Below are 25091 nucleotides of genomic sequence, written 5' to 3'. Positions count from 1 at the left end.
TATGAGTGAGTCTCTGTTTCGTCAGGAAGTGATGGACGCGGAAAAAAACAAAATGGCCGGCAGCGTGGCGGTGTATTGCCCGCCCTGGCGTTGGCTGATGATTAGCGCCGTGGTGCTGATTACCTTCGCGGTACTGATGTTTCTGTGCTTTGGCAGCTACACCAAACGCGAGACGGCCATGGGTGCGCTGCAACCGCGTGATGGCGTGGTCGGCGTGACCCCCACCGTCGCGGGAGTGATAACCGAGGTGCAGGTTACGGAAGGAGCATGGGTTAAGGCCAACGCTCCGCTGATCACCATCTCCTCAGAGGTGACCACCGCCATGGGGCAAACCCGTGAACGGGTCGCGGAACAGTTACTGCTGCAGCGCAGCAAGCTGGAGGCCGATCTGACCGGGCTGACCCTGCTGGAACAGGAAACCGTGCAAGGCTTGCAACAGCGGCGGCAGATGCTGCAACAGCAATTGAGCTTCGCCTCGGCAATGCGCAGCAGCCGGTTACGGCAGGCCGAACTGGCCAACCGCCAGCTCGGCAAGGTGCAGCAAATGCAAGAACGCGGCTATGCCACTCGTCAGCAGGTATCCGAACAGGAAAACCTGGTGCTGGACGCGCAAGCCCGGTTGCAGGACGTCGAACGCCAGCGTATCGAACTGCGCCAGCAAATTGAACAAACGCAACAGCAACTGCGCGAAGCACCGCTCAACAGCAAAAATCAGCGCAATGATCTGGAGCGCAAACGTGCCGATATCGAACAGGCCATGGCGGAAAACGAATCACGCCGCCGGGTGATATTGCGGGCACCACGCGACAGCCTGGTCGGTCCGCTGCTGGTCAAGCCGGGCCAAGTAGTCAGCCCTGGGCAGTCGGTGCTGTCCCTGTTGCCACAGCACAGTCCATTGCAGGCAGTGATGATGGTCAGCAGCCGGGCGATTGGCTTTATTCAGCCAGGTCAACGGGTGGTACTACGCTATACCGCCTACCCGTACCAGAAGTTCGGCCAGCAATACGGACAGGTGCGCGATGTTTCCCGCACCTCACTCAGCCCGCAGGAAGTGGCGCTGCTGACCGGCAAGCCCAACGTGCAGGAGCAGTTTTTCCGGGTCACGGTGACGCTGGATAACCAGCAGATCATGGCTTACGGCAAGCCCGAAGCCCTGCGCTCCGGCAGCGCACTGGAAGCCGACTTCCTGATCGACAAGCGCCGCTTGATCGAATGGGTGCTGGAACCGCTGTATGCCCTCGGGCGTCGCGCAGCAAGTTAATCACCGCGGGTCATCCGCGCAAAGGGAACAACGATGTCTTTTTTACAGGGATTACATTTCGGCTGGCGACGTCGTCTGCCGGTGATTCAACAGTCGCAAGCCGCTGAATGCGGGCTGGCCTGTGTGAACATGGTTGCCAACTACTACGGCTACCACATTGACATGATCACCATGCGCCAGCGTTTCAGCTCATCGCTGAAAGGGGCCACCCTGGCCGACGTGATGCTGGTGGCGCATCGGATGGGGCTGGTTGGGCGTGCTCTGCGGCTGGATATCGAAGAGTTGGGGCAGTTGCGCCGCCCCTGCATTCTGCACTGGTCGCTGAACCACTTTGTGGTGCTCAAGCGCGTCACCCGCAAAGGGATCGTGATCCACGATCCGGCCCGTGGGTTGTGTGAAGTGCCGATGGATGAAGTTTCGCGCTGTTTTACCGGCGTCGCGCTGGAACTGCTGCCCAGCGCCAACTTTAAAAAGCGCGAAGAGAAGCAAAGCATCTCGATGATGAAACTGATCGGCAGCGTGCAAGGCGCCCTGCCGACCTTTTTCCAGATCCTGGCGTTGTCGATAGCGCTGGAACTGTTTGGCGTGCTGTCGCCGTTCTATATGCAGTGGGTGATGGATCAGGTGTTGGTCTCCGCCGACTGGGATCTGCTCAGTATGCTCGGCTGCGGTTTCATCATGGTGGTGCTGATGCAAAACATCATCAGCGCCCTGCGTTCCTGGGTAATGGCCTGGTTCTCCAGCCTGCTGGGGGTGCAATGGACTGTCAACGTCTGCGCCCATCTGTTGCGCCTGCCGATGGCCTATTTCGAGTCGCGCCATATTGGCGACGTCTTGTCGCGTTTTGGCTCGATTGAAACCATCCAGAGCACGCTGACCAACCGTTTTATCAGTACGGTGCTGGACGGCATCATGGCCGTGGTCACGCTAAGCATGCTGTTTATCTATAACGGCACCCTGGCCTGGCTGACCATCGGCTTGTTTGTGGCTTATGTGGTGGTGCGCCTGGTGTCTTACCGCCCTTTCCGGCAGGCCAACGAGGACCACATTATCACTGCCGCGCGGGCACAGAGCATCCTGCTGGAGTCGGTGCGCGGTGTGCAGGCGTTGAAGATTAACAATAAGCAGGAACTGCGCGTGACCGCTTATGCCAACGCGTTGGTGGACACCACCAACAAAGGCATCGTCATCCAAAAGCTGTCGATCGGCTTTAGCACCCTGCAGGGCGTTATCTCCGGCGTAGGCCGTGTGGTGTTGATTTGGCTGGCGGCACGCCAGGTACTGGAGGGCAACTTTTCTGCCGGGATGCTGGTCGCCTTTATCTCCTTCTCCGATCAGTTTATCGGCCGCGCCTCGGGCCTGATTGATGCGGTGATCGACTTTCGCATGCTGCGCCTGCACGGCGAGCGTCTGGCGGATATCGTGCTGACCGAAGATGAAAAACACGTGGACCGCGGCCTGTTGTCAACCTCGGGCGACAGCAATGATGCCCCTGCGGTATTGAGCGTCGATGGTTTGAGTTTCCGTTATGCCGAAACCGAACCCTGGGTGTTGGAAGAGGCTTCATTCAGTGTGAGCGCCGGTGAGTCGGTGGCGGTGGTTGGCCCATCCGGCCAGGGAAAAACTACGCTGGTGAAACTGCTGCTGGGGTTGTTGGAGCCGGAAATCGGACGGGTCGCACTCGACGGTATCGACATTCGCCAGGGCGGCTTGCATCGCTACCGCGAACGTATCGGTTGCGTGATGCAAGACGACATCCTGTTTGCCGGCTCGCTAAACGACAACATCAGTTTCTTCGACCCGGCGGCCGATCTGGCGGCGGTGGAGCGTGCAGCACGGCTGGCGCAGATCCATGACGACATTATGGCGATGCCGATGGGCTATCAGAGTCTGGTGGGTGATATGGGTTCTTCCCTCTCCGGTGGCCAGGCGCAACGGGTGTTGTTGGCGCGGGCACTGTACCGCAACCCGTCGATTTTGATCCTCGACGAAGCCTCGAGCCATCTGGACGTAGAGCGTGAGCGATTAATTAACGAAGCAGTTAAAGCCATGGCCATTACGCGGATCATTATTGCCCACCGGCCGGAAACCATCGCCAGTGCCGACCGTATTTTGGTGGTCAACAACGGCAAGATTGCCCCCTGGCAGGCACCGTTGTTGATTGAATAGCACCGCAAAACAGAATTTTATTTTTGCCTGCAAAGGTAATAACGCCTAACGCGGATGGGCGTGGTACATCCGCAAATTAAAAAATGGAGTAATACAAATGCGCGAATTAAGCATCATGGAAATCGAACACGTATCTGGCGCAGGTTTCTTTGACCGTATCGGCGCGGCCTTCCTGGGTGCATTGGCCTTTACAGGCATCGGGGCAGCAAAAGGTGGGGTATCCGGCGGCAGCACCGGCGGCATCCTGGGAGTGGGTGTCATCGGCGCCGCATTTACAGCTATCTACGGCGGCCTACATGGCATGCTCCAGGGGGCAGTCTACGGCTTCGTTAACGGCTGGGATAAAACTCTGAGCGTTTTCAACGGCATTACCGAACAATGGGGCGATCAAACTGTCCCTACGCCAAAAGTCTGATAATCAGTGCGTTTTTTGCCGGGTGGCCTTTGCCGCCCGGCATCTTCGGGAGTGGAAAAATGAAAGAACTGACACCACAGCAAATTGCCTGCGTCAGCGGCGGCGCCAGTGCCAGCGAACAGGCAAACAAGCTGTTCAAAGATCTTTTCGGTTGGTTGTCCAGTGACGCTAACCCCCTCAACGGCCTGGCGCTGGGTAAAAGCATCGGTCATGCCATCGGCGGCTTCGTTATGTCGTTCGCCCAATTAATCTCCAACGCCTTTAAGGCTAAATGATCCTTCAGGAGGTCATATGCGTCAATTAACCCCTCAAGAATTGCAACAAACCAGCGGTGGGCTGTCCAGCTCGGATATCATGAACTTCCTGCGCGGGTTGTTCGGCTCTAAAGATACCCCGTCCACCCCATGGGCACCGCCAGTCACCCCACCCTCTACCGGTTCCGGTATGGGGGGCGTGATCGGTGCCCTGGCCGTCGGCGCGGTCGTTGCCGTGACGACCGCCGCAGTCGCTTTCGGCGCTGGGCTGGGTAAATGGCTGGACTCCGCGACAAAATAAATAAGAGTCGGCCTATATAGCACGCTGAATAATGCTATTTAATTTTCATCATGGGTTATTTAATAAATAACCCATTAAAATAACAATATTACGAGTTATTTCCCCACACCAACACAGTAGAATTTAATTATCGATTAATCGAATGGGGAAGTTACGCCATCATTATATCGATAGGGATTTTTAAATTATATTTATGGAGAGTTTTAATTATGAAAAATAATATTCTGGCTGGTTTGATTGCCGTAGCTGTTGCTTCCCCACTGCTGGCTAACGCCTCTGACGGTACCATCACTTTCGCCGGTTCAGTGACTGCCAACACCTGTACCATCAAGGTGAATGACGGTACGGCGACCAACACCGTGACTCTGCCAACCGTGGCTTCCAGCCAACTGACCGCCAAGGGCAACACCGCGGGCCAGACTGAAGTCCGAATCGGCCTGAGCGCCTGTAGCGATACTGTGAAAACGGCCCGCGCCTTCTTTGAGTCAGGCCCGAACGTTTCTGCCGACCATAACCTGACCAACAAAGGCACCGCAAGCAACGTGGAAGTCCAGCTGTTGACCCCGACCAGTACCGTTATTGCTATCGGTGATACCGCACAGCGTGCAGCTGCTGCGACTACCCTGACCAGCGGTGCAGCCGTGATGACCTACAAGGCGCAATACTACGCCACCGCAGCAGCCACTGCCGGTTCGGTTGACACTTCTGTCACCTATTCCATCGATTACCTTTAATACCTGAATCGTTATCAGCCGGGGGCCCGTCAAGGGCTCCTTTTTTCCCGGAGATGACCGGTTTATCCGCGTTACGGAACCGCATAGATGATCAACAAACACTTACCGCTACAGTTCAGCGCCCTATTGCTGGCCCTGCCGCTGTTCACCCCAGCATCGCACGCTAACGTGGTGATTGCCGGCACCCGGGTGATTTACCCGGCAGACCAGCGTGAAGTCACCCTGCGTCTGGATAACCGCGGCGAATTGCCGGCCCTGGTACAAGTGTGGGTGGATGATGGCAATAAGGACACGCCGATCGGCCAACTCAAAGTCCCTTTTGTCATCACACCGGTAATTTCACGCATTGAAGCGCGCAACGGCCAGACCCTGCGCCTGAGCTACACCGGCGATGCAAAACTGCCCACCGACAAAGAGTCGGTGTATTGGCTGAACCTGCTGGATATTCCCCCGCAGTCAACCAAAAAAGCAGATGCCAATCTGCTGCAAATGGCCCTGCGCACCCGCATCAAGATTTTCTACCGCCCTGTCGCACTCAATGCTGACGGCGCTGCAACGGCGATAGATACGCTGCGCTGGACGCCAACCCAGGACGGCTTGAAGGCGGAAAATAATAGCGCTTATTTCGTCAATATTGCCTCAGTCACCTACAACAATGGTGGCCGCAAGTTCAGCAGCATTGATGGCGGCATGGTAGCACCGGGCCAGACGCAGTTATTTAAATTCAATGCGACGGGCGGCAATATTCCGCACGGCGTTCAAATCAATTACACCGCTATTAATGATTTCGGCGGTGAAACGAAGCAACAAGCCAAGGTTAATTAATCGGCGTCAGCGCTTCCCGGCAGGGAGTTTTGGGAAACTATGAAAATAAAATCTATTACGCGGCGCTGGCATTTTTCTGCCATCACCACAGCCTGCTGCTGCCTGTTTTCCGGCATTGCTTTGCCGGCGATAGCAAATAGCGATACCGAACGCCACGGCATGGCACTGGCCGCAACCTTTAACCCCGACTTTCTCAACGACGTTCTGGGCAGCAATGTGGATCTGAGCCGCTATGAGCGTGGCAACCCGCTACTGCCGGGTGCCTACCGGGTAGACGTCTACCTCAATGGGCAGGTGATCGCCCGTGAGACCGTAACGGTGAAACAAGTTAACGGTACGCCGGCAGTGTGCCTGAATAACACGCTGCTGAGCCAACTGGCGTTTAACACCAGCGCTCCGGGCGTTAACACCCAGACGTTGCAACAACTGAAAGACCCCGCTGACTGCATCACCATGGACGCACTGACCGATCGCGGTAGCCTGCGTCTTAACACCAATGACCTGAGGTTGGATATCGCGCTACCGCAGGAAATGATTACACGCCATGCACGCGGTTACGTCGATCCTGCGCTGTGGGACGACGGTGAACCTGCCATGCTGCTGGGTTATAACGCCAACTACTACCAGTCTGAACGCGCTGGGCAAACGCAGAAAACCGGCTATGTCGGCCTGAATGGCGGCCTGAATCTGGCCGGCTGGATGTTCCGCCATACCGGCAACCTCAACTGGGATGACCAACAGGGTTCTCGTTACAAATCCACCCGCAATTATCTGCAGCACGATATCACGCCATGGCGCGCCCGTTTGACGCTGGGTGACAGCTTCACCTCCGGCGAATTGTTCGACAGTTTTGCCTTCCGCGGTGTGCAAGTCGCCACCGACGATCGCATGCTGCCGGACTCACTGCGCGCCTATGCACCAACGGTGCGCGGCGTGGCGCAGACCAACGCCCACGTCACCATCAAACAAAACGGCGTGCTGCTGTATGACACCACGGTGCCGCCCGGCCCGTTCGTGATAAACGATCTCTACCCGACCGGCTACGGCGGTGACCTTGACGTTCAGGTGGAAGAGGCTGACGGCCGCACCAGCAGTTTCAAAGTGGCCTACTCTTCCGTTGCCCAACTGCTGCGTCCGGGGATGTCACGCTACAACCTGGTGGCCGGTACTATCCAAAATCAGAACCTTAGCTATACGCCAAAGGTGATGCAGGCCACGCTGCAGCATGGTCTGAGCAACCTGCTGACCGGTTATGGCGGCGTGCTGGGCAGCGACCATTATGGATCTGCACTGCTCGGTGCAGCCTTCAACACCCCGGTCGGCGCACTGGCGCTGGACGTGACCGGTGCCAAAGCCTCGGCCGATGGCCGCAGCAGCCAGGGCACCAGTTGGCGTGCGACCTATAACAAAATGTTCAGCGCCACCGACAGTAACCTGTCGCTCGCCGCCTATCGTTTTTCCTCTTCCGGTTATCTGGATCTGAACAATGCCCTGATGTTTACCGATGAAGCACGCGAAGGCCGCGACAACAACGACCTGTGGCGGCCACGCAACCGTTACTCGTTAACCTTGAATCAGGGCTTGGCAGAGGGCTGGGGGCAACTCTTTTTCTCCGGCTATAGCCAGAACTACTGGCAACGCAACACCAGTGACCGCCAATACCAGTTTGGCTACAGCAACTACTTCAAACGCCTGTCTTATACGCTGAGCGCAGGCCGCGCCCGCAATACCGACGGCAATGAAGAAACCCAGTATCTGTTGAGCATGACCCTGCCATTGGGCAGCGGCGCTCACTCGCCAAACCTCAACCTCAGCCTGGGTCATGACGGTAATGGCTTTAACAACCAAACCAACCTCAACGGCCTGCTCGGCGAAGACAACCAGTACAGCTACAACCTGGGTGCCGCCTACGATCGTCAAAACCGCACCAGCGCCAACCTGTCAGGCGGTTACCGTTCGCCCTACAGCAACCTGAGCGGCAGCTACAGCCAGGGCAGTGATTATCACTCTGCCTCGGCCGGATTGAGCGGCGCACTGATAGCACACGGCGGTGGTATCACCTTGAGCCCGTACAACAGTAACACCCTGGCGGTTATCCATGCCCCGGATGCGGGAGGGGCACGGGTGCTCGGTTATTCGGGCATTCGTCTGGACGATCGTGGTTACGCCATCGTGCCTTACCTGAATACCTATCAGGTCAATGATATTGGTATTGATACCAAGGGCCTGCCTGCGGACGTCGAGCTGCAAACCACCAGCCAGCAGGTGGTACCGCGTGACGGCGCCATAGTACAGCTGAACTATCCGACCGTGAGCGGCCGGGCGGTGTTGATCTATCTGGCCACTCAGAACCTGCCCTTCGGTGCCGAGGTGCTGGATGAGCAGGGACGCTTTGTCGGTACCGTCGGCCAGGGCGGCATGATTTACGCCCGCCTGCCCACTGAACGCTCGCGTTTGACCATCAAACGCCAGGGAGGCGACTGCCGCTTTAACGTCAGTTTGCCGCAACAAAAACCGGCCGGTGCCCTTGCCTTCGAGCGCATTACCGCCCGATGCGAGGCGTCACAATGACCGTGCCGACACAAGGATCCTCAGTTATGAATATCTTCAGGCTAACCGCCAACACCATGATCGCCTGCGGCGCACTGTGGCTGGCAACGTCTCCGGCGCAGGCGGCGTTGAAATGCGCCAATGGCGATGGTTCGGCGACGCTGGTCGATTTGGCCTCTGCAGTTAAGGTCACGCCGAGCACCCCGCTCGGGACTACGCTGTTCAGCCAAACCTTTACCGGCATCAAGGCCAGATGCAGCCTGACCACCGCGACCGGCTCCGGTGAGACCGCCTATTTCGTGCGCCCTAACCTGAGCGCCGCACTGGGCGGCGGCTTGACGCTGTTCGTCACTTATAATGGCAAGCGTGATTCGGCCGCCGCCAATATCTCCACCGGCATTATCGTTACCGATCGCTCAGCTTTCCTGGGGTTGGTGCCTTCATTCTGGCAAGAGGTGTCGCTGGCCCCGATCACCATCGAGATCGTCAAAACTGCCGCCACCGGCACCGCCGCACCGGGTTCGGTCAGCGCCAACCTGACCATCGGCAGCGTCGGCTCCACGCTGCAAACCAGCGATAAAGCCCTCTATTACCTGCGTGGTGCCAACACCATCGGCTATGTCGCGGAAACCTGCAAAGTCCCCACCCCGGCGTCGTTTGAAGTGCCATTGGGCAATGTGGCTACCAGCACCAGTAGCGGTTTCGGCTCCGGCGTTGGCAGCACCTCAACGGCCAAAGACTTCGCCATCGCCCTGAGCTGCGATACCGCCGTTTCCGGCGCGTTTAAAGTCATGATGCAACTGGACGGTACCCCGGCGACCGGCCTGGCTACCCAGGGCGTATTGGCCTTGAAAGACGCCGGAGGCAAAGGTGTGGCCGGCGGTGTGGGCGTACAGGTTCTTAACCGCACCACCAGCAGCCCGGTAACTTTCGCCACGCCGTGGCTGGTGGGGAACTTCCCAATGAGCAGCAGCCTGATTAACGTGCCCTTCTCTGCCCGCTATTACCAGACGGCGGCCAGTGTCACCCCCGGCACGGCGAACAGTTCGATGACCTACACCCTTTCATACCAATAGACTTGGCCCACCGGATGGCGGGCGAGGAAGGTTATTGGTTGGCCGATTGGGCGAGCCAATATCTCAGCAGTGTCGGTCTCTTCGGGGGCCAACACATTTTCACTAAAAAGGAGTTTTACTATGCGTGAATTAGCTATCTATGAAGTTGAGCAGGTATCCGGCGGTTACGGCAACGGCATCTTCGCCGACCTGGCTGAAGCAGTGACCAGTTCAGTGATCGGTGCTATTGGGGCCGGTTGGGTTGGCGCTTATATCGGCGGTACCCAAGGTGGCACCGGCGGTGGTTGGGGCTTCGGTGCGCTGGGCCAGCTCGTCGGTATGCTCGGTGCCGGAGCCATCGGCATGATCGGCGGTGCCGTGGGCGCGCCTATTCTTGGTATAAACACTACCCTGAGTATAGCGATGTCCGCATTTAGCAATTACCTCAACGGCACCTTCAAGCCGTAAGCTGAAATAAGCTGCTGGGCGGCGAATGTTCATGCCTTGCGCCGCCCACGCACTCCTATTTTCCATCAGGAAAAATCCTATTTAATAACTGGATGTATCCTATCTATTTAATTGTTTCAACCGGTTACCATTCAATCTCTGTTTAGCGCCACTACCGCGAAAATGAGAAAAAGTCCCTATGGCCAGAAAATCTTCGGGTGATTGCATCATTCTGCTGATGATGTTTTTTTTGTCTTTAATTATGTTTATTGTTTATACCCTGAGCGAACCTCATATCATTGAGTTGAGCACATTGCTTAATTAGTCCCAGAGTCTTACCGCACTGCGTGAATACCCGCCAACTTTCAGGGGCGTTAGTTGCACGGTTTCGCGCAGTGCCCTGTTAATCAGCGACTAGCGCTACCTGAGGGATCGCCTCCAACTGGTGATAAACCTTCAACCCCCACTCATTCGCCAGCAACACATCTTTATCTGCACCGGCAGAGACCCCCTCAATACGATAAACCGCCTGGCACTGGGCAATGAGCCGGTGGGCCACCGGATACAGATACTCCTGACAAATAGTGTCACCAGGCTGGGTTGAACCGGCCGCCGCCGCCAGCGGTAATGCCAGCCATTCGCCAATCACCGGCACATGACCGCGCCGGTACACCTCAAGTGCCGCCTGCTCCAGCCGCTGCAAGTTAGCGGCAATACGCTGCGGGTCGCCATCGGTGCCGCTCCGATAAGGGCCGGCAATCAAAATCAGTTGGGCCTTCATAATGCCTTCTCCAGGGTGTGATTAAGGGCGACAAACTGCAACAGCATGATGGTCTTGGCATCAACGATGGTCCCTTGCGCTATGGCGCTCAGCGCCTGCGCCAACGGCAGTTCAATCACTTCAAGATCTTCGCCCTCCGCTTCCACGCCCCCTCCATCACTGACTCGCGCAGCCGTATGGTATTCACCGACAAAAAAATGCAGTTTCTCGGTGACCGAGCCGGGGCTCATATAAGCTTCGAATACCTTTTGCACGTTTTGCACGATATAGCCGGTTTCCTCCTCCGCTTCGGCACGAATCCGCTCCTCCGGCGAGGCGTTGTCAAGCAACCCAGCGGCAGCCTCAATCAACATGCCGTCGTGGCCGTTGACGAACACCGGGAAGCGGAATTGACGCGTCAGCACCACCGTCTGCGCCTGCCGGTTAAACAGCAAAATGGTCGCACCATCGCCACGATCGTAGGTCTCACGACTTTGCCGCTGCCAGACGCCATCGCGCCGTAAAAAGTCGAAGGTGGTTTTTTTCAGCAGATACCAGTCATCGGATAGCACGCGGGTTTCGATAATTCGAACCCGATCTTTAGTGGCGAACATGGTGGCCAACTCCACAGTCAGGGAAGGAAATTGATACTATCGTGCAATTTCGTGTATGATCAAGATATTTCGTGCAGAGAAAATTCAACGGGAAAACGCCATGCTCACCAGCCAACGTAAAAAAATCATTCTGGAAAAATTAGCCCAGGACGGACAGGTTCTGGCCAAACAGCTCAGCGAAATGTTTGGTTTGTCCGAAGACACATTGCGGCGTGACTTACGCGAATTGGACAGTGAGGGATTACTGCAACGAGTACACGGTGGCGCGCTACCGGTCTCCCCGGCCATTGCCACCTTTGCCGAAAGAAATGGCCAGGAATCCGCCGCCAAACGCGCGATTGCCAAAGCGGCGGCGGCGATGATCGCCCCCGGCCAGGTGGTGATCATCGATGGCGGCACCACCTCCGCAGAATTGGTGAAACAGCTCCCCGCCACCCTGGAGGCCACCATCGTCACCCACAGCCCCAGCGTAGCGGTCGGGCTGGTTGATCACCCCAAAGTGGAAGTGATCCTGATTGGCGGACGGTTGTATAAGCACTCGATTGTCAGCGTGGGTGCGGCAGCCGTTGAGGCGATGTCGCACATTCGTGCCGACATCTACTTTATGGGTGTTACCGGCGTGCACCCGACCGCCGGTCTGAGTACCGGCGATTTGGAAGAGGCCTATATCAAACGCGCACTGGCGGCCCGTGCAGCCGAAACCGTGGTGTTAGCCTCTGCCGCCAAGCTGAATGCCGCATCGCAATTTGCCATTGGCGATATCACCCTGGCCCAAAGCATTATTGTCGAACGTTCAACCGACACCACACTGATTACCCCGCTGGAACAAGCCGGGGTGACGGTTATCAAGGCTTGAGTGAAACCCTCAGTTAAATAACTTAATAAATACGGGGTTATTAACCCTGATCGCGTATTTATTACTGTTCATCTCCGCGCATCGGATAAAAATGCGAGAGCAATCACACTTCATTAAACTTATTTTTTCCCGAAGAGTCATTTCCCCCTTGGCAAATACTTCTATAGCGATTCAGAGGTAACATGATGATTATTAATAAATAGTATTTAAAACCCCGTGATACCCCCTAAATAAAAACGAGATCTATCTCTCAAAAACATTACCACCCAGCAGCATGTCAAGGTTATTCGCGAAAATATTTGTGATTGTTTTGTGATATCGCCTGCAAATTTTAGCGATACCAAAAATGACAATGAGCTCCACGGAACAGTTTGGGAGCAGGCATATGAAAATCGGCGTAGTAATAAGCGGTGGCGACGTTACCGGCATCAATAACTTTATTTTCCAGGTCGCCAGGCTGGCGCAAGCCGATATCGTTCTGTTTAATGGCGGAATACCCGGACTATTGACTAACCAGCATCAGCCTATCAGTCAGCGTGACCTGGTTGATTATTCAATTTCATCAATGCCGATAATGTCTTCCGGCCGCACGGCCAAAAAACTGGTGGCCAGTGAATATGAAACCATCAGCAAACAACTAAAGGCTTTGCACATTGATGTGCTTATTATGGCTGGCGGTGACGGCTCGCTACAGTTTTTAAATACCCTCAGCGAATTTGGCGTTAACTGTTTTGGTGTGGGAATGACCATCGACAATGATGTGTTTGGCAGCCATTACAGCATTGGCTTTTCCACCGCCTGCGAACAAGTGATCAAAGAGGTTTCCAAATTGCGCAACACCGGGCGCGCTCTGCCCGGACGCGTGTTTATGATTGAGCTGCTGGGCGGCTACTGCGGTGAGCTGACGCTACAATCGGCAATCAAATCCAATGCGGATTTTGCCCTGATCCCGGAATGCCAATATGTCTTAAGTCAACTGGCGGAGAAAATAACCCAGCGGCTGACACAACAAAACAGCGTCATTATTTTATGTTCAGAGGGATATACCAAAGAATATTCGCCGGGATTTCAAGGTGCCATCGACACCATGATAAAACAACTGGAACCCAGGATTGGTGTACGCATTCGTAAAACCATTATCGGTTATGGCCTGCGTAATGGCGACCCTACCTGCGAAGAGATTTATCAGGGAACCATTATGGCCAGCGAAGTGGTTCGCTGTATTCACTCCGGCATGAAAAACAAGGCAATCATTATTAATGCCGGCAACCAACCCATCCCCATTGATTTAATCAGCATGCAAAAACGTTTGGTAGATACCGAAGGACACCATTACAAACTCGCCAGGCAATTAAATATAATCTGAGGAGATACCCATGCTTAAAATACTGTGCGTATGTGGCTGTGGCCTCGGCTCCAGCTTTGCTATCGAAATGAGCGCAAGAGCGGTGCTGAAAAAATTAGAGATTGAGGCCGATATTGACCACACCACCATCTCTGAGGCCAGTGCCTTTAAATCGGACATTATTCTCACCCAAAAAACCTTCGCCGACATTTTAAATGCCGACGCCAGCGAAGAAGAAAAGAAACGGGTCATTATTCTTCATCGGCTCACCGATAAAGTGGAAATTGAGCAAAAGATTGTGGCCTTTTTAAAAGAGCGCGATATGAAGGAAGCTCACCATGAATAGCCTGGTTAACTTTATCGTCAAGGACCTGCTCGGTCAGGCTTCGATCCTGATCGCTTTTATCGCCATGCTCGGGCTGATACTGCAGAAAAAATCCACCGGTAAAGTGGCCGAAGGCACCTTTAAAACCCTGCTGGGCTTTCTGATCATGATGGCGGGCATCAACATTATTGTCGGCGCCCTGACCTATCTGAACAGTATCTTCACTCACGGCTTCGGCATGACCGGTTACATCACCGATGTCGCCGCCATTGCCGGTCTGGCCAACCGCGAACTCGGCTCGGAAGTGGCGATGACGCTGATGGTGATTTTCGCGGTGAATATCATCATCGCGCGTATCACTCCATTCAAATACATCTTCCTGACCGGGCAGGCATTGCTGTGGATGGCCACCATCGGGGCGGTGATCGGCTATAAAGCGGGGTTAACCGGCCTGCCGCTGATCCTGACCGGCGGCATATTTGGCGGCGTAATGGCGGTGTTAATGCCGGCGTTAGCCCAGCCGGTGGTGCGTAAAATCACCGGTTCGGATGACGTAGCTTTGGGGCATTTCTGCACCATCGGTTATCTGGTACAGGCTGCCGTCGCCAAGGTGGTCGGCAAAGGCTCGCGCTCAACCGAAGATCTGGAGCTGCCCGACAACTTCAAGTTCCTCCAGGACACCTACCTGTCGATGGCGGTGGTGATGATCCCGATGTACCTGATCCCCGCACTGGCAGCCGGCCCACAGTACATCGCCCAGTATGCCGGTGGCATGAATTACCTGATGTACTCCTTTATGCAGGCCATCCAGTTTGTCGCCGGGGTCTTTATCCTCTACAGCGGCGTGCGTCTGTTGCTCAATGAGCTGGTCCCGGCCTTTCGTGGTATCGCCATGCGCATCGTGCCGGATGCCAAACCGGCACTGGACTGCCCGGTGTTGTTCCCCTACGCCCCTAACGCGGTGATCGTTGGCTTCCTGGCCACCACCCTGGGTTCCATCATCGGCATGATTGTTTTCCCGATGTTCGGACTGGCGATGATCCTGCCCGGCCTGTTGACCAACTTCTTTGCCGGTGGCACGGCGGGTATCTTCGGCAACGCACTTGGCGGCCGACGCGGTGCCATGATCGGCGGCGTGGTCCACGGTCTGTTTATCACCTTCCTGCCCGCCATTCTGGTACCGATGCTGGAAAGCTACGGTTTTGTTGGCGTGACCTTCAGCGACTCCGACGTCATCAGTAGCGGCCTGGTGATGGGGCATGCCTTCCAGGGCAACTGGCTGTTCATCGCTCTGTTCATCATCTTCGTCACGCTGATTGCGTGGTTTGTTAACGGTAAATCAACCAAGCACCATGAGGAAAAAGTCCATGAAACTCTATAACTTCAACGAGCTATTGTCGGTGGCTAAAGCCCGTGATTTCAAGGCAATAGGTTCATTCAACCTCCACTGTCTGGAGATGCTGCCGGCCTTTTTCAAAGCGGCCAAGGACACCCACAGCCCGCTGATGATCCAGATTTCGACCGGCACCGCCGAGTATCTGGGCTACAAACTGCTGGTTGATTCGGTACGCTCACTGGCAGAGAGCGAAGATGTCCCCACCTGCCTGCATCTGGATCACTGCTCGGATATCGCCTCCATCGTGACCGCGATCGATGCCGGTTTCAGTTCGGTGATGTACGACGGTTCGCACCTGGAAATGGACGAGAACATCGCCAATACCCGCAAGGTGATCGACATTGCACGCCAGCGCAATGTTTCGGTTGAGGCCGAATTGGGCGCTATCGGCGGCTCGGAGGACGGCAAGGCGGTGGCGGAAGAAGACATCACCTTTACCACGGTGGAAGACGCCAAACGCTTTGTCGATGAAACTGGGGTCGACATGTTGGCCGTTTCGGTCGGTACCGTGCACGGCATGTATACCGGCAAGGCACATATCCAGCATCAGCGGCTGGCGGAAATCACCGCGGCCACCCGTACCCCACTGGTGCTGCACGGCGGCACCGGGGTCAGCGATGAGGACATGCGACGAGCAGTGGCAGGCGGCATTGAAAAGGTCAATGTCGGTACCGAAATGAACGTGCAATGGGTCGGCCGCTGCATGCAGACATTTGAAAAGGGCAAGGTGAATGACAGCGTGCGCAAATTCCTGATCCCGGCCAATAATGCCGTCACTCAGGTATTAACGGAAAAAATCGGCCTGTTTAGATAAAGACGACTCTAATTTCATTTTAATATAACCCACAACCCTGGTGCCCTGGCACCCGTCAGGGCTGGAGACAATCATGCTTAACTTCATCAAACGTCTGCGCGAAAAACAATCGGCACCCGACGGGCACAATGATGCTGAAGCCAATGATATATCAGCCGAAATAACTTTATTGGAGCAGCAATTGGCCACCACGCCGGCAAATGGCGAAATTCATAAAACATTAATGCTGGCCTATAATCGGGCATTAAAGATTTATGCCAAAAATAAAAATCACCATCAGGATATCGATAGGGTTTTTATCAAGATGGACGAGCTGCGCAATATTATCAGGAAGTCTCTTTGAGGGAACATAATGACCATTAAACAACTGTTGATCGAGGCCGGCGCAATACAGGTCGGCGTACAGGAAACGGACTGGCAAAAGGTAATTGAGTTGGCGGCAAGGCCTTTGGTCGATAACGGCTATATTCACCCTTCCTATCACCAGGCGGTGATCAACAATACGCTGGCCAATGGCGCTTATTATGTGTTTGACGAGGGGATTGCCATCCCCCATGCCCGGCCCGAGTGTGGCGTGATCAAAAATTGTTTCAGCATGGTGTTGCTGGATCAGGCCATCGCCTTTCAAGGCAGTGAAAAGGCCGATATCGTCATCCTGTTCGGCGCGACGGACAGCAACCGGCATATTGAAGAAGGCATCCGGGCAATTGTCGAGTTGCTGGACAACAAACAGCGGCTCGATAAACTGCGCGCCGCCAAACTGTGGCAAGAGGTGGTAGCAATCTTATGACTGCGCTAACTGACAACGGCGGTAAAACCGTTATTTTGGTCAATGGCATTCCGGCTTCTGGCAAGAGCACCCTCGCCCGTGCGCTGGCGCAGCACTTTGGCCTGCCTTATTTGAGCCTCGACGGCATCAAGGAACCCTTTATGGCGCGGCTGGACAACGTGGATCGCGAGTTTAACCGTCGGCTAGGTTACGCCGCCTATCAGGCCATTTGGTCCATGGTGGCACAGGCGCCGCAGCGCTGTATCTATGTGATTGACGCCTGGTACGGTTTTCAGCCCAGAGAGCTGTTGCGTCAATATCTGCGCGAGGCGGGTGTGACGCAAGCTCTGGAGGTGTGGAACCAGATTTCCGCAGAACTGGCGACAGAGCGCTATGCTGCCCGCCTCGGCCAACGCTCTGCCGGCCACCCCGGCGCAGAATATTTGCCGGAGTTGCGGGCGCTGGCCGAGCGTGCCATGCCGATGGCTATCGGCCCGGTGATCCGCGTTGATCAAGCGCTACCGCTGGAGATCGACAGGCTGGTAGATTGGCTGATACAACATGGCGTGGGTGCCAAGGCCGATGGAAATGTCGTCAAACTGAAGGTAGGTTGAGGTGTTCAGGGCGCCTTGGCCAACCAGGACGCGGGAGTATTTTTCTCCCGCCTATCGCTTAAAAATGCGGCATCGGTCGCAATTAATGTGATTACAGTCACTTTTTTATGCAACAACATGGCAATTTTCATCATTTTGTTTTTATACTGATCTGCACTTTACCTACAACAAAATAACGAGTGCACATCATGATTGACTCCCGCCTTCCGCTGACCGACATCCACCGTCACCTCGACGGCAACATCCGTGCGCAAACCATCCTCGACCTGGGCCGTCAGTTTAACCTTGCCCTGCCGGCCGACGAACTGGAAGCCCTGCGTCCACACGTGCAAATTACCCATGCCGAACCGGATCTGGTCAGCTTTTTGCAAAAGCTCGACTGGGGTGTGGCGGTGCTGGGCGATTTGGAAGCCTGCCGCCGGGTCGCTTACGAAAACGTTGAGGATGCCGCCAACGCCGGTCTGCACTATGCCGAACTGCGTTTCTCGCCGTATTACATGGCGATGAAGCACCAGTTGCCGGTAGCGGGAGTGGTAGAATCAGTGATTGATGGCATTCGTTCCGGTTCTCGCGATTTGGGCATTGATGTGCGCCTGATCGGCATCATGAGCCGTACCTTCGGCGAGGCCGCCTGTTTGCAAGAACTTGAAGGCCTGCTGGCCCACCGTGATGGTATTACCGCGCTGGACCTGGCCGGTGACGAACTCGGCTTCCCAGGCGGCCTGTTCCTCAACCATTTTAATCGCGCCCGTGACGCCGGTTTGCGCATTACCGTACATGCCGGTGAAGCTGCCGGCCCGGAAAGCATCTGGCAGGCGATCCGCGAGCTGGGTGCCGAGCGCATCGGTCACGGGGTGAAAGCCGTTGAAGATCCTGCATTGATGGACTTCCTGGCGGAACACGGCATTGGCGTTGAGTCCTGCCTGACCTCCAACATTCAGACCAGCACCGTGCCGTCACTGGCGCAGCATCCGCTGGCGAAGTTCCTGCGCCACGGCGTCACGGCGTCGATCAACACCGACGATCCGGCGGTTCAGGGCATCGAAATTGAGCACGAATACCGGGTAGCGGCACCACAGGCCGGGCTGACAGAGGCGGAGATCCGCACCGCTCAGGAAAACGGCCTGAAAATGGCGTTCCTCAGCGAGCAGGAAAAGCAGGCGCTGCGCGATAAAGTTCGCGGCTGATTGAACAATGAGTTAATAAACGCATAGGGCCAGTCAGTCATACCTGATTGGCCTTTTTTACTTTCGTCCCATGTGTTACTGAAAATCCTCAGACATGGAAATGCCCAACAATCTAGCGACTATTGGGCATTGCACATCAATTACGGAAAACTATTACCACTTATCTCGGTAATCAAAGGAAATTTGATACCAATATTTCTCAGCTTCGATTTTGTTTTTAAAATGGGGTTGTATAAACGGTACCCATTCATTCAAGACATCAAACCCCCCATTGTTTATGTTATCTTTTAATGGCAAACCCAAATGCTCAATGATAGAACCATCATCACCAAGGTCTTTGGAGTACTCTTCACCAATGAAATTTTCCGTTTGGTTATCAAACCATTCAAGATGTAATTTTAAGCCCATAATAAACCTCACAAATATTTTTTGATGTTACGGCCTTTTGGATCGGGCCCTTTAAGTTGCTTACCTGTTTTGGGATCAAAAGAACCAATGTGCTGTCCGTCGCTGGCACGATAACCTTCGAGTTCACCATGTTGCGAATCCCATTCATAGATAGTGTTACCTTTATCTCCAACCCACCTTGCACGTTTCCCCCCGCCATTTTGTTTCGGGGTTTTCTTTGGTGCGGGCCTTAACTCACCCAATCCCTTAATCTCATCAGTTTTCGGGGACGGGTGGTAGTCATGTCCATATTCTTTAACTCCTTGCCGAGGTTTGACAAACACGGGTTTGTCATCCTTTCCGGCCTTCTTGCGTGGTTTGTTGAACATGACATAAATTGGGTCAAGGCCACTTTCTACCGGCGGTACAAGAATATAGTCATGGATATTCTGAACATCGCCCGACGGTAATGCCGTCAATGTTCCCTTCCCCGACACATCGACTTTTCCTCCAGTGGATAGCTTGCCCGCAGGGGCATCTGCCGGCGTGACGGTAATTCGATAACCGGAAACACCCTTATCATTCACTGGTGTCCAGGTCAGTGAAATCGCACCATCATCGCTAATAAAGTGTAATTCCCGTTTACCCGCATCCCATGTCAGCGGTCGCAGGGACACCGCACCTTTCAGGTTGCGTTCGTCCGGACGAACGATGTCGATGTGAACTTTCTCATCGCCCTCTGTACCCGTATGGCGGGATGCAAGGCGGAACGGCAACTGGGCAGAATTATAGCTCTCGAGTGCTTTTCTTGCATCGTCGCCAGTTAGCCCCAACCTGTCGATCCCCAGCGACGACATGACCGTCAATGCCGATACATTCAGCTTTTCGGAAAAAACAAAGGAAATCTGAGCGAATTCGGCAGCCGTTGCTTGTCCATTCGAATACAACTTATCAGGTGTCGTTTTACCTAATGTTTCCGTAGCACTGGCAAAGGCATTGCGGATGCCATTCTCCAAAGTTTCCGTGGCAGCCACCGAATTATAATTACTGAGCGCAAACCCGTTTTCCCGCCAGAAATACGCCGGTGGGTCCAGGAATAATGGGCTGGGTTTGCTGCCCATACTCGGGGGGGATTTGGGGAGGTCACCATTGCCAACAGAAAGAGCGAACTCCTTTTTTGCCTGGTTGCGCCAGAAAGCCGCCTGCGCTTGCGGGGACAAAGTGGCAATATCCGGGTCAGTGGGTTCTCTGGCCCTGATCTTTTGCACATTTTCTTTGCCAATACGCTCGAACTCTGCAATTTCTACCCGTTTGGCGGTTTCCGCCTGACGTTGTGAAGCCAGACGACCACTCTGCTCTTCCGTGCTGACATTGGTTCGGGTCAGTTCCCTATGGTACTGATCTGCAAGGGCCGCCTGACGACGAGTTCTGGCATTAGACTCCTGAATAGATTGGCGTTTGGCCGTCGCCTGTCCGAGTGCAATCTGCGCCTGCGTTTCTTCAATCTGGCGTTGAATAATCACCAGGTCTTCCGGTAACAAATAGCCGAATATTTTGGATTTTGTGTCGCGAGCCGTTTGCGTTGCCTCTCGGCGCTGCCGAGCATCCTGATAAGCCTGAAGCGCTTTACGCTCAACCTCTCGGGCATTAACCTCATTCACTGGCATGACTTCCACCACAGCGACATAAACTGGTGGGAGGTTGCTAGCAGGAGGAAACACCACAATCCCATCATGCGTATTGCCGCCAGGAGCCGATGCCGGCAACTGTTTGGCAGGAGCATCTTTGACCTCACTAAGCCCATCCGCAGGTTTTGGAGCCGTTGGTGGCGCTGGTGCATTGACACGGATATGGATGTCAGGCAAGCCCGGAACGATCCCGGCGGTAAATACATCAGGCCGTTTTGTGGGTTTGGCCTGAACCACCGGAACACTCATCGGCATTGACGGTGAACGTATGACAGCCACTTTCTGCTGACCTTCGTCGACAACATCAGAAAGACGAGCATCAACCACTGTAGCAGGTTGCGTGGGGAGTTGCCCCAGAGGCGTTTTAGTCACCAAATCCGCTGGCAATGTGGTCGTAATGTGCCGAACCATTGACATATCGTCGGGGGCAATTTTTGTTGGTGTAATACCTTCTACCACCACTCCCCATAGGCTGCCCCGCCACAGCGTGCCTACTGTTGGTACACCCAACGTTTTTACTTTGGCTAGTGCTTCTGTGATAACTGATTGCACGGTTTTGGATTTAAGAAGGCTAAATCCCCACAGGCCATCGACTAGAGAAATGTTGGTCGGTGCACCTAGAGCAATCGATGCCTGCGCTTCAGGGAACAGGCTCAGGTTGACCTCACCACTCCCGGTTGGGTGGTCTCTGTCGCCGCCATTATTACCACCGCCAGTGTTGCCACCAGTATTCTTACCCCCCCAAGGATCGTTCTCCGAGCTCCAACCGGAGTGATCCGATGCATCAACTCCACCACTCTTGTTTCCGTTGCCGCCGAGCCCTGTTGGGCCACCGTTTACTCCGCCGCCAGGGCCGCGGCTGTCTTTACCATCTCCACCACTCATAGTGTTTCTCCTTTGTGAAATAAAATAACTGTATGTGCAACCAGTAATTTAAAGAGAGGTTAAAAGATGATCAAGCCATCCGCACAATCACTTGTTGTGTGGCGGCGCAAACAAAACGAGGGGACCTATTAGAAATAACATTAAGGGAGTTGAGGTTAACGATGGGCGCACAGAGGCACCCATTCAGACAGCTGAAAAACCAGCGTAAGGGCTAAACCGGTAGGGGACGAACAAGTTCGCCGCGATTTAACTTATTGATTATGCTATTGGGCGCAGCATGCAGCGCCCCTACCATGAAACAACGGATCATTTCTTCAACGAATCCATTTTTTACTTCGCCGCCAGCACTTCTGCCCGCTGTTTGGCGGTTTTGCGCGCATAGCGCTGGGCCAGCACGGCACACACCATTAGCTGCACCTGATGGAAAATCATCAGCGGCAGCACCATTGCACCCACCGCCGCCGCCGGGAACAACACGTTCGCCATCGGGATCCCGTTCGCCAGGCTCTTTTTCGAACCGCAGAACACAATAGTGATCTCATCCGCAGTATTGAATCCCAGCCAGCGTGCGGCATAGGTGTTGATAATCAGCACCATCGTCAGCAGCACCAACGACATCACCAGGATGGTCAGCAGCGACCAGCCGTCAATCTTGTGCCAAATGCCTTCCACCACCGCGGCGCTAAAGGCGGTATATACCACCAGCAGAATCGATGACCGGTCAGTGAGATTAATCAGCTTGCGGTGGCGATCGACCCATTTGCCGATCAAAGGCCGTGCCAGATGGCCCACCACAAACGGCACCATCAGTTTCAAAATGATCGAACCGATGGCGTGTAATACGTCAGTATCACCGCCCTGGGTGTGCATCAGTGCGCCCACCAACAATGGCGAGAGGAAAACGCCGAGAATGCTGGATGCCGAAGCGCTGCAGACCGCCGCCGCCACGTTACCACCCGCCGCCGAAGTGAAAGCAATGGCCGACTGCACCGTGGCCGGCAGCGCACACAGGTAAAGAAAGCCCATATAGACCGTCGGCGTCATCAGCCCCGGCACCATCAGATTCATCGCCAGCCCCAGCAACGGGAACAGCGCAAAGGTGCTGAGGAACACCACCAGATGCAGCTTCCAGTGGCCCATACCGGCGATAATCGCCTCACGCGACAGCTTGGCGCCATGCATAAAAAACAGCAGCGCGATGGCGGCGGTGGTCAGGCGATCAAAGAAGGTTTTCCATATCCCTTCGCAGGGGAAAACCGAGGCGACTATCACCACCAGAATCAAAACCAGCAAAAATTTATCAATGCGCAGACGTTGCAACCAGGACATGGAACCGGATCCTTCGAGGAATGTGGCGGGTTCGGTCAGCCGAACCCGGATAACAAAGCGCGGCGATTAGGCTACCGGCAGCGCTCTTTGCTGTTTTGCAGACTCCAGGCCCAGCTCGATCAGTTCCATCACCTGGATGGCATCGGCAGCCGGTACCGGGTTTTCACCCTCACCGTTAATCGCATCGCGCACAGCCGCGTAATAGGCCGGGTAGTTGCCCGGAATACTCAGCAGCGGTTTTTCCGCCAGCACGCCATCACGTGACAACGTCACTACACCGTCGCGCATGTCATAACCCCAGTCTGCCTGCGGCAGGCGCTCACCGGCTTTTAGCCGGTCTTCCTGCGGATCCAGGCCAAATTTGATAAAGCTGCCCTGGGTGCCATGCACGATATAACGCGCGGTTTCCGCCGCCGCCAGCACAGTGCCGTGCAGCACCACCCGGTGTTGGCCGTAGTTGAGCACCGCGTGGAAATAGTCCACCGACTGCGCGCCCGGACGCAGTTCGGCCAGATCGACAAACAGCGTTTCCGGCTTGCCAAACAGTTGCAGCGCCTGATCGATCAGGTGTGGCCCCAAATCGTACCAGATACCGCTACCTGCACCGCCCAGCTCACGCCAGCGCTGACGCACTTCTGGTCGGAAGCGATCGAAATGAGATTCGAAATAAACCACCTCGCCGAGCGCGCCTTCTTTCAGCAGCGTCTTAAGCGTCAGAAAATCACTGTCCCAGCGACGGTTATGGAACACCGACAACAGCTTGCCGCTCTGCTCCGCCTGCTGTTTTAATTCCTGAGCCTGTGACAACGTCACGGTAAACGGCTTATCCACCACCACATGTTTACCGGCGGCCATGGCCTGCTGCGCCAGCGGGAAGTGGGTATCGTTGGGGGTAGGAATGACGATCAGATCAATAGAGGGGTCGTTGAACAGCGCCTGCGGATCGCTGACTACCGTCATCGACGGCCAGTCTGCGTGCACTTTACCGGCATCGCTGCTGGAAACGGCAGCCAGCTCAACGCCGGGCGTGCCAACGATCAGTGGCGCATGAAAGGTTTTGCTGGCATAGCCGTAACCAACCAGCCCAACCCGAATTTTTTCTGCCATGGTGTTTCCTCTTACTGGCTCGCAATAGACCCATCAGATTTGACACCATGATGCAGGCAGGAACAAGAAGTAAATTTAATGTTAATTCGTGCCCATAGCGAAAGGCTGTTCACGCTGATTTCTGGCCGGATAGTTTATCTCCAGGCTGCGGCGGCGGAAATCGCTCGGGCTAACGCCCACCCGCTTGCGAAATACCCGGGAAAAGTACAGCTGATCGTCATAGCCCACCACCCGACCTATGGTGGCGATTGACTCTTGCGTAGTCTGCAACAGCAGCTTGGCGCGGATCACTCGCTGATCTTCGCGCCAGCGCAGAATATTGATGCCCACCTGCTCGCGGAACAGATGCGCCAACCGCGATGGCGACAGGCAGACATGCCGCGCCACCTCGTCAATCCGCAACTCTCCCGCCAGGTTGCCGGTGATAAACTGGCAGGCTTCAATCACCCGTGGATCCATGATTTTCTGCGGGCTGAGCGGATCTTCCTCCATCGCGCGCAACAGCAGACGCTCCAGCAGGTTCATCCCCAGCTCTTCGGCAAAGCGGCGACCGGAGCGCTGAGTCTGTTCAATATTGGCGAACAACCGATCAAACTCCAGCAGCAGGTTATTGTTCGGTAAGGTCAGCCGCCCCACTTCATGGGTTTTGCTGTGCCATTCCAGCCAGTCGGCCCAGTAGGCGCGTGGGCGAAAATACACCCAGCGGTGATACCAGCAGTCGCTGTCCGGTGAACGGCCATAGTAATGTGCCGCCTTGGGCGGAAACAGCAACAGGTCGCCGGGGTTACAGTAAAGGGTATCTTCGCCGTCAAACACCTTGCCCTGGCCCTTGATGGTCAGGTTGAGAATGTAGCCTTTCATGCCGCCGGGGCGGTCGATAAAGAAATCCAGCGGACCGTCCGCCATAATGGGCGTCAACCCCGCCACCAGATAGGCGTTAAAGGTGTAACCCGGTAACAGCGGGTTGGGCTGAGGTTCCTGTGCCATGCGATGATACATCTGTC

The 25091-nt window shown here is 55.1% G+C and carries 26 protein-coding genes; 19 read left to right on the top strand and 7 right to left on the bottom strand.

Annotated features, from left to right (window positions below; genetic code table 11):
* The first annotated feature begins 1 nt into the window (after position 1).
* From E5C26_RS11540 to E5C26_RS11495, 10 genes are all read left to right on the top strand, one after another.
* Positions 2-1261: an HlyD family secretion protein gene (locus tag E5C26_RS11540; RefSeq protein ID WP_135316421.1), complete on the top strand. Its 1260-nt coding sequence runs from the start codon at positions 2-4 to the stop codon at positions 1259-1261.
* 33 nt (positions 1262-1294) lie between these two features.
* Entirely contained in the window at positions 1295-3430 is a 2136-nt protein-coding gene (locus E5C26_RS11535; protein WP_135316420.1) for a peptidase domain-containing ABC transporter, read from the top strand.
* A 97-nt stretch (positions 3431-3527) separates the two neighbouring features.
* A complete protein-coding gene (locus tag E5C26_RS11530; protein WP_135316419.1) occupies positions 3528-3845 on the top strand; it encodes a hypothetical protein in 318 nt (105 codons plus the stop codon).
* Positions 3846-3904: 59 nt separating this feature from the next.
* Entirely contained in the window at positions 3905-4120 is a 216-nt protein-coding gene (locus E5C26_RS11525) for a hypothetical protein (RefSeq protein WP_135316418.1), read from the top strand.
* Positions 4121-4136: 16 nt separating this feature from the next.
* Positions 4137-4400, top strand: a complete 264-nt coding sequence (locus E5C26_RS11520) for a hypothetical protein (RefSeq protein ID WP_135316417.1) — start codon at positions 4137-4139, stop codon at positions 4398-4400.
* A 209-nt stretch (positions 4401-4609) separates the two neighbouring features.
* On the top strand, positions 4610-5134 hold the full coding sequence (locus tag E5C26_RS11515) for a fimbrial protein (RefSeq protein ID WP_135316416.1): 525 nt from the start codon (positions 4610-4612) through the stop codon (positions 5132-5134).
* An 87-nt stretch (positions 5135-5221) separates the two neighbouring features.
* Positions 5222-5959, top strand: a complete 738-nt coding sequence (locus E5C26_RS11510; RefSeq protein WP_135316415.1) for a fimbrial biogenesis chaperone — start codon at positions 5222-5224, stop codon at positions 5957-5959.
* Between the two features lie 39 nt (positions 5960-5998).
* A complete protein-coding gene (locus E5C26_RS11505) occupies positions 5999-8530 on the top strand; it encodes a fimbria/pilus outer membrane usher protein (RefSeq protein ID WP_135316414.1) in 2532 nt (843 codons plus the stop codon).
* A 26-nt stretch (positions 8531-8556) separates the two neighbouring features.
* Positions 8557-9585, top strand: coding sequence for a fimbrial protein (locus E5C26_RS11500; RefSeq protein ID WP_167796643.1), 1029 nt, complete (start codon positions 8557-8559; stop codon positions 9583-9585).
* A gap of 120 nt (positions 9586-9705) precedes the next feature.
* Positions 9706-10032 (top strand): colicin V synthesis protein, encoded by a 327-nt coding sequence (locus E5C26_RS11495; RefSeq protein ID WP_135316412.1) that lies wholly within the window; start codon positions 9706-9708, stop codon positions 10030-10032.
* 382 nt (positions 10033-10414) lie between these two features.
* Here E5C26_RS11495 and E5C26_RS11490 read toward each other — a convergent pair whose 3' ends face one another.
* The gene (locus E5C26_RS11490) at positions 10415-10792 is read right to left on the bottom strand and encodes an NUDIX hydrolase (RefSeq protein ID WP_135316411.1); all 378 of its coding nucleotides are present in this window, start codon (positions 10790-10792) and stop codon (positions 10415-10417) included.
* Entirely contained in the window at positions 10789-11385 is a 597-nt protein-coding gene (locus E5C26_RS11485) for an NUDIX domain-containing protein (protein ID WP_135316410.1), read from the bottom strand. The genes E5C26_RS11490 and E5C26_RS11485 overlap by 4 nt, the downstream gene beginning before the upstream one ends.
* Positions 11386-11485: 100 nt before the next feature.
* On the opposite strand from E5C26_RS11485, the gene E5C26_RS11480 reads away from it, so the two are divergent.
* The 9 genes from E5C26_RS11480 (at position 11486) to add (ending at position 18691) form a co-directional block, all read left to right on the top strand.
* Complete coding sequence (locus tag E5C26_RS11480; RefSeq protein WP_135316409.1) at positions 11486-12241, top strand: DeoR/GlpR family DNA-binding transcription regulator; 756 nt, start codon at positions 11486-11488, stop codon at positions 12239-12241.
* A 385-nt stretch (positions 12242-12626) separates the two neighbouring features.
* Positions 12627-13607, top strand: a complete 981-nt coding sequence (locus tag E5C26_RS11475) for a 6-phosphofructokinase (RefSeq protein ID WP_135316408.1) — start codon at positions 12627-12629, stop codon at positions 13605-13607.
* 10 nt (positions 13608-13617) lie between these two features.
* Positions 13618-13932 carry a PTS sugar transporter subunit IIB gene (locus E5C26_RS11470; RefSeq protein ID WP_135316407.1) on the top strand — a complete coding sequence of 105 codons (315 nt, stop codon included), beginning with the start codon at positions 13618-13620 and terminating at the stop codon, positions 13930-13932.
* Entirely contained in the window at positions 13925-15292 is a 1368-nt protein-coding gene (locus E5C26_RS11465; RefSeq protein WP_135316406.1) for a PTS sugar transporter subunit IIC, read from the top strand. Before E5C26_RS11470 ends, E5C26_RS11465 begins: the two co-directional genes overlap by 8 nt.
* The gene (locus E5C26_RS11460; protein ID WP_135316405.1) at positions 15279-16121 is read left to right on the top strand and encodes a class II fructose-bisphosphate aldolase; all 843 of its coding nucleotides are present in this window, start codon (positions 15279-15281) and stop codon (positions 16119-16121) included. The genes E5C26_RS11465 and E5C26_RS11460 overlap by 14 nt, the downstream gene beginning before the upstream one ends.
* Positions 16122-16194: 73 nt before the next feature.
* Complete coding sequence (locus E5C26_RS11455; RefSeq protein ID WP_135316404.1) at positions 16195-16464, top strand: hypothetical protein; 270 nt, start codon at positions 16195-16197, stop codon at positions 16462-16464.
* A gap of 9 nt (positions 16465-16473) precedes the next feature.
* Positions 16474-16911: a PTS sugar transporter subunit IIA gene (locus tag E5C26_RS11450; RefSeq protein WP_135316403.1), complete on the top strand. Its 438-nt coding sequence runs from the start codon at positions 16474-16476 to the stop codon at positions 16909-16911.
* A complete protein-coding gene (locus tag E5C26_RS11445) occupies positions 16908-17504 on the top strand; it encodes an AAA family ATPase (protein ID WP_135316402.1) in 597 nt (198 codons plus the stop codon). Before E5C26_RS11450 ends, E5C26_RS11445 begins: the two co-directional genes overlap by 4 nt.
* A 188-nt stretch (positions 17505-17692) precedes the next feature.
* Positions 17693-18691, top strand: a complete 999-nt coding sequence (add, locus tag E5C26_RS11440; RefSeq protein ID WP_135316401.1) for an adenosine deaminase — start codon at positions 17693-17695, stop codon at positions 18689-18691.
* A gap of 153 nt (positions 18692-18844) precedes the next feature.
* Here add and E5C26_RS11435 read toward each other — a convergent pair whose 3' ends face one another.
* The 5 genes from E5C26_RS11435 to araC all read right to left on the bottom strand — a co-directional run bounded on the left by E5C26_RS11435 (position 18845) and on the right by araC (position 25086).
* Complete coding sequence (locus E5C26_RS11435) at positions 18845-19099, bottom strand: colicin E3-like toxin immunity protein (RefSeq protein WP_135316400.1); 255 nt, start codon at positions 19097-19099, stop codon at positions 18845-18847.
* 8 nt (positions 19100-19107) lie between these two features.
* Positions 19108-21651: a colicin-like bacteriocin tRNase domain-containing protein gene (locus E5C26_RS11430; protein WP_135316399.1), complete on the bottom strand. Its 2544-nt coding sequence runs from the start codon at positions 21649-21651 to the stop codon at positions 19108-19110.
* A 330-nt stretch (positions 21652-21981) separates the two neighbouring features.
* Positions 21982-22980 (bottom strand): bile acid:sodium symporter family protein, encoded by a 999-nt coding sequence (locus E5C26_RS11425; RefSeq protein ID WP_135316398.1) that lies wholly within the window; start codon positions 22978-22980, stop codon positions 21982-21984.
* 66 nt (positions 22981-23046) lie between these two features.
* Positions 23047-24087: an oxidoreductase gene (locus E5C26_RS11420; protein ID WP_135316397.1), complete on the bottom strand. Its 1041-nt coding sequence runs from the start codon at positions 24085-24087 to the stop codon at positions 23047-23049.
* An 81-nt stretch (positions 24088-24168) separates the two neighbouring features.
* Positions 24169-25086, bottom strand: coding sequence for an arabinose operon transcriptional regulator AraC (gene araC / locus E5C26_RS11415; protein ID WP_135316396.1), 918 nt, complete (start codon positions 25084-25086; stop codon positions 24169-24171).
* Between the last annotated feature and the right edge of the window lie 5 nt (positions 25087-25091).

It is taken from the genome of Serratia proteamaculans (genome assembly GCF_004684015.1).
In the GTDB taxonomy this organism is placed as follows: domain Bacteria; phylum Pseudomonadota; class Gammaproteobacteria; order Enterobacterales; family Enterobacteriaceae; genus Serratia; species Serratia proteamaculans_F.
The sequence above is the reverse complement of the archived record's forward strand: the minus strand, read 5'-3'. Positions and strand labels throughout refer to the sequence as shown.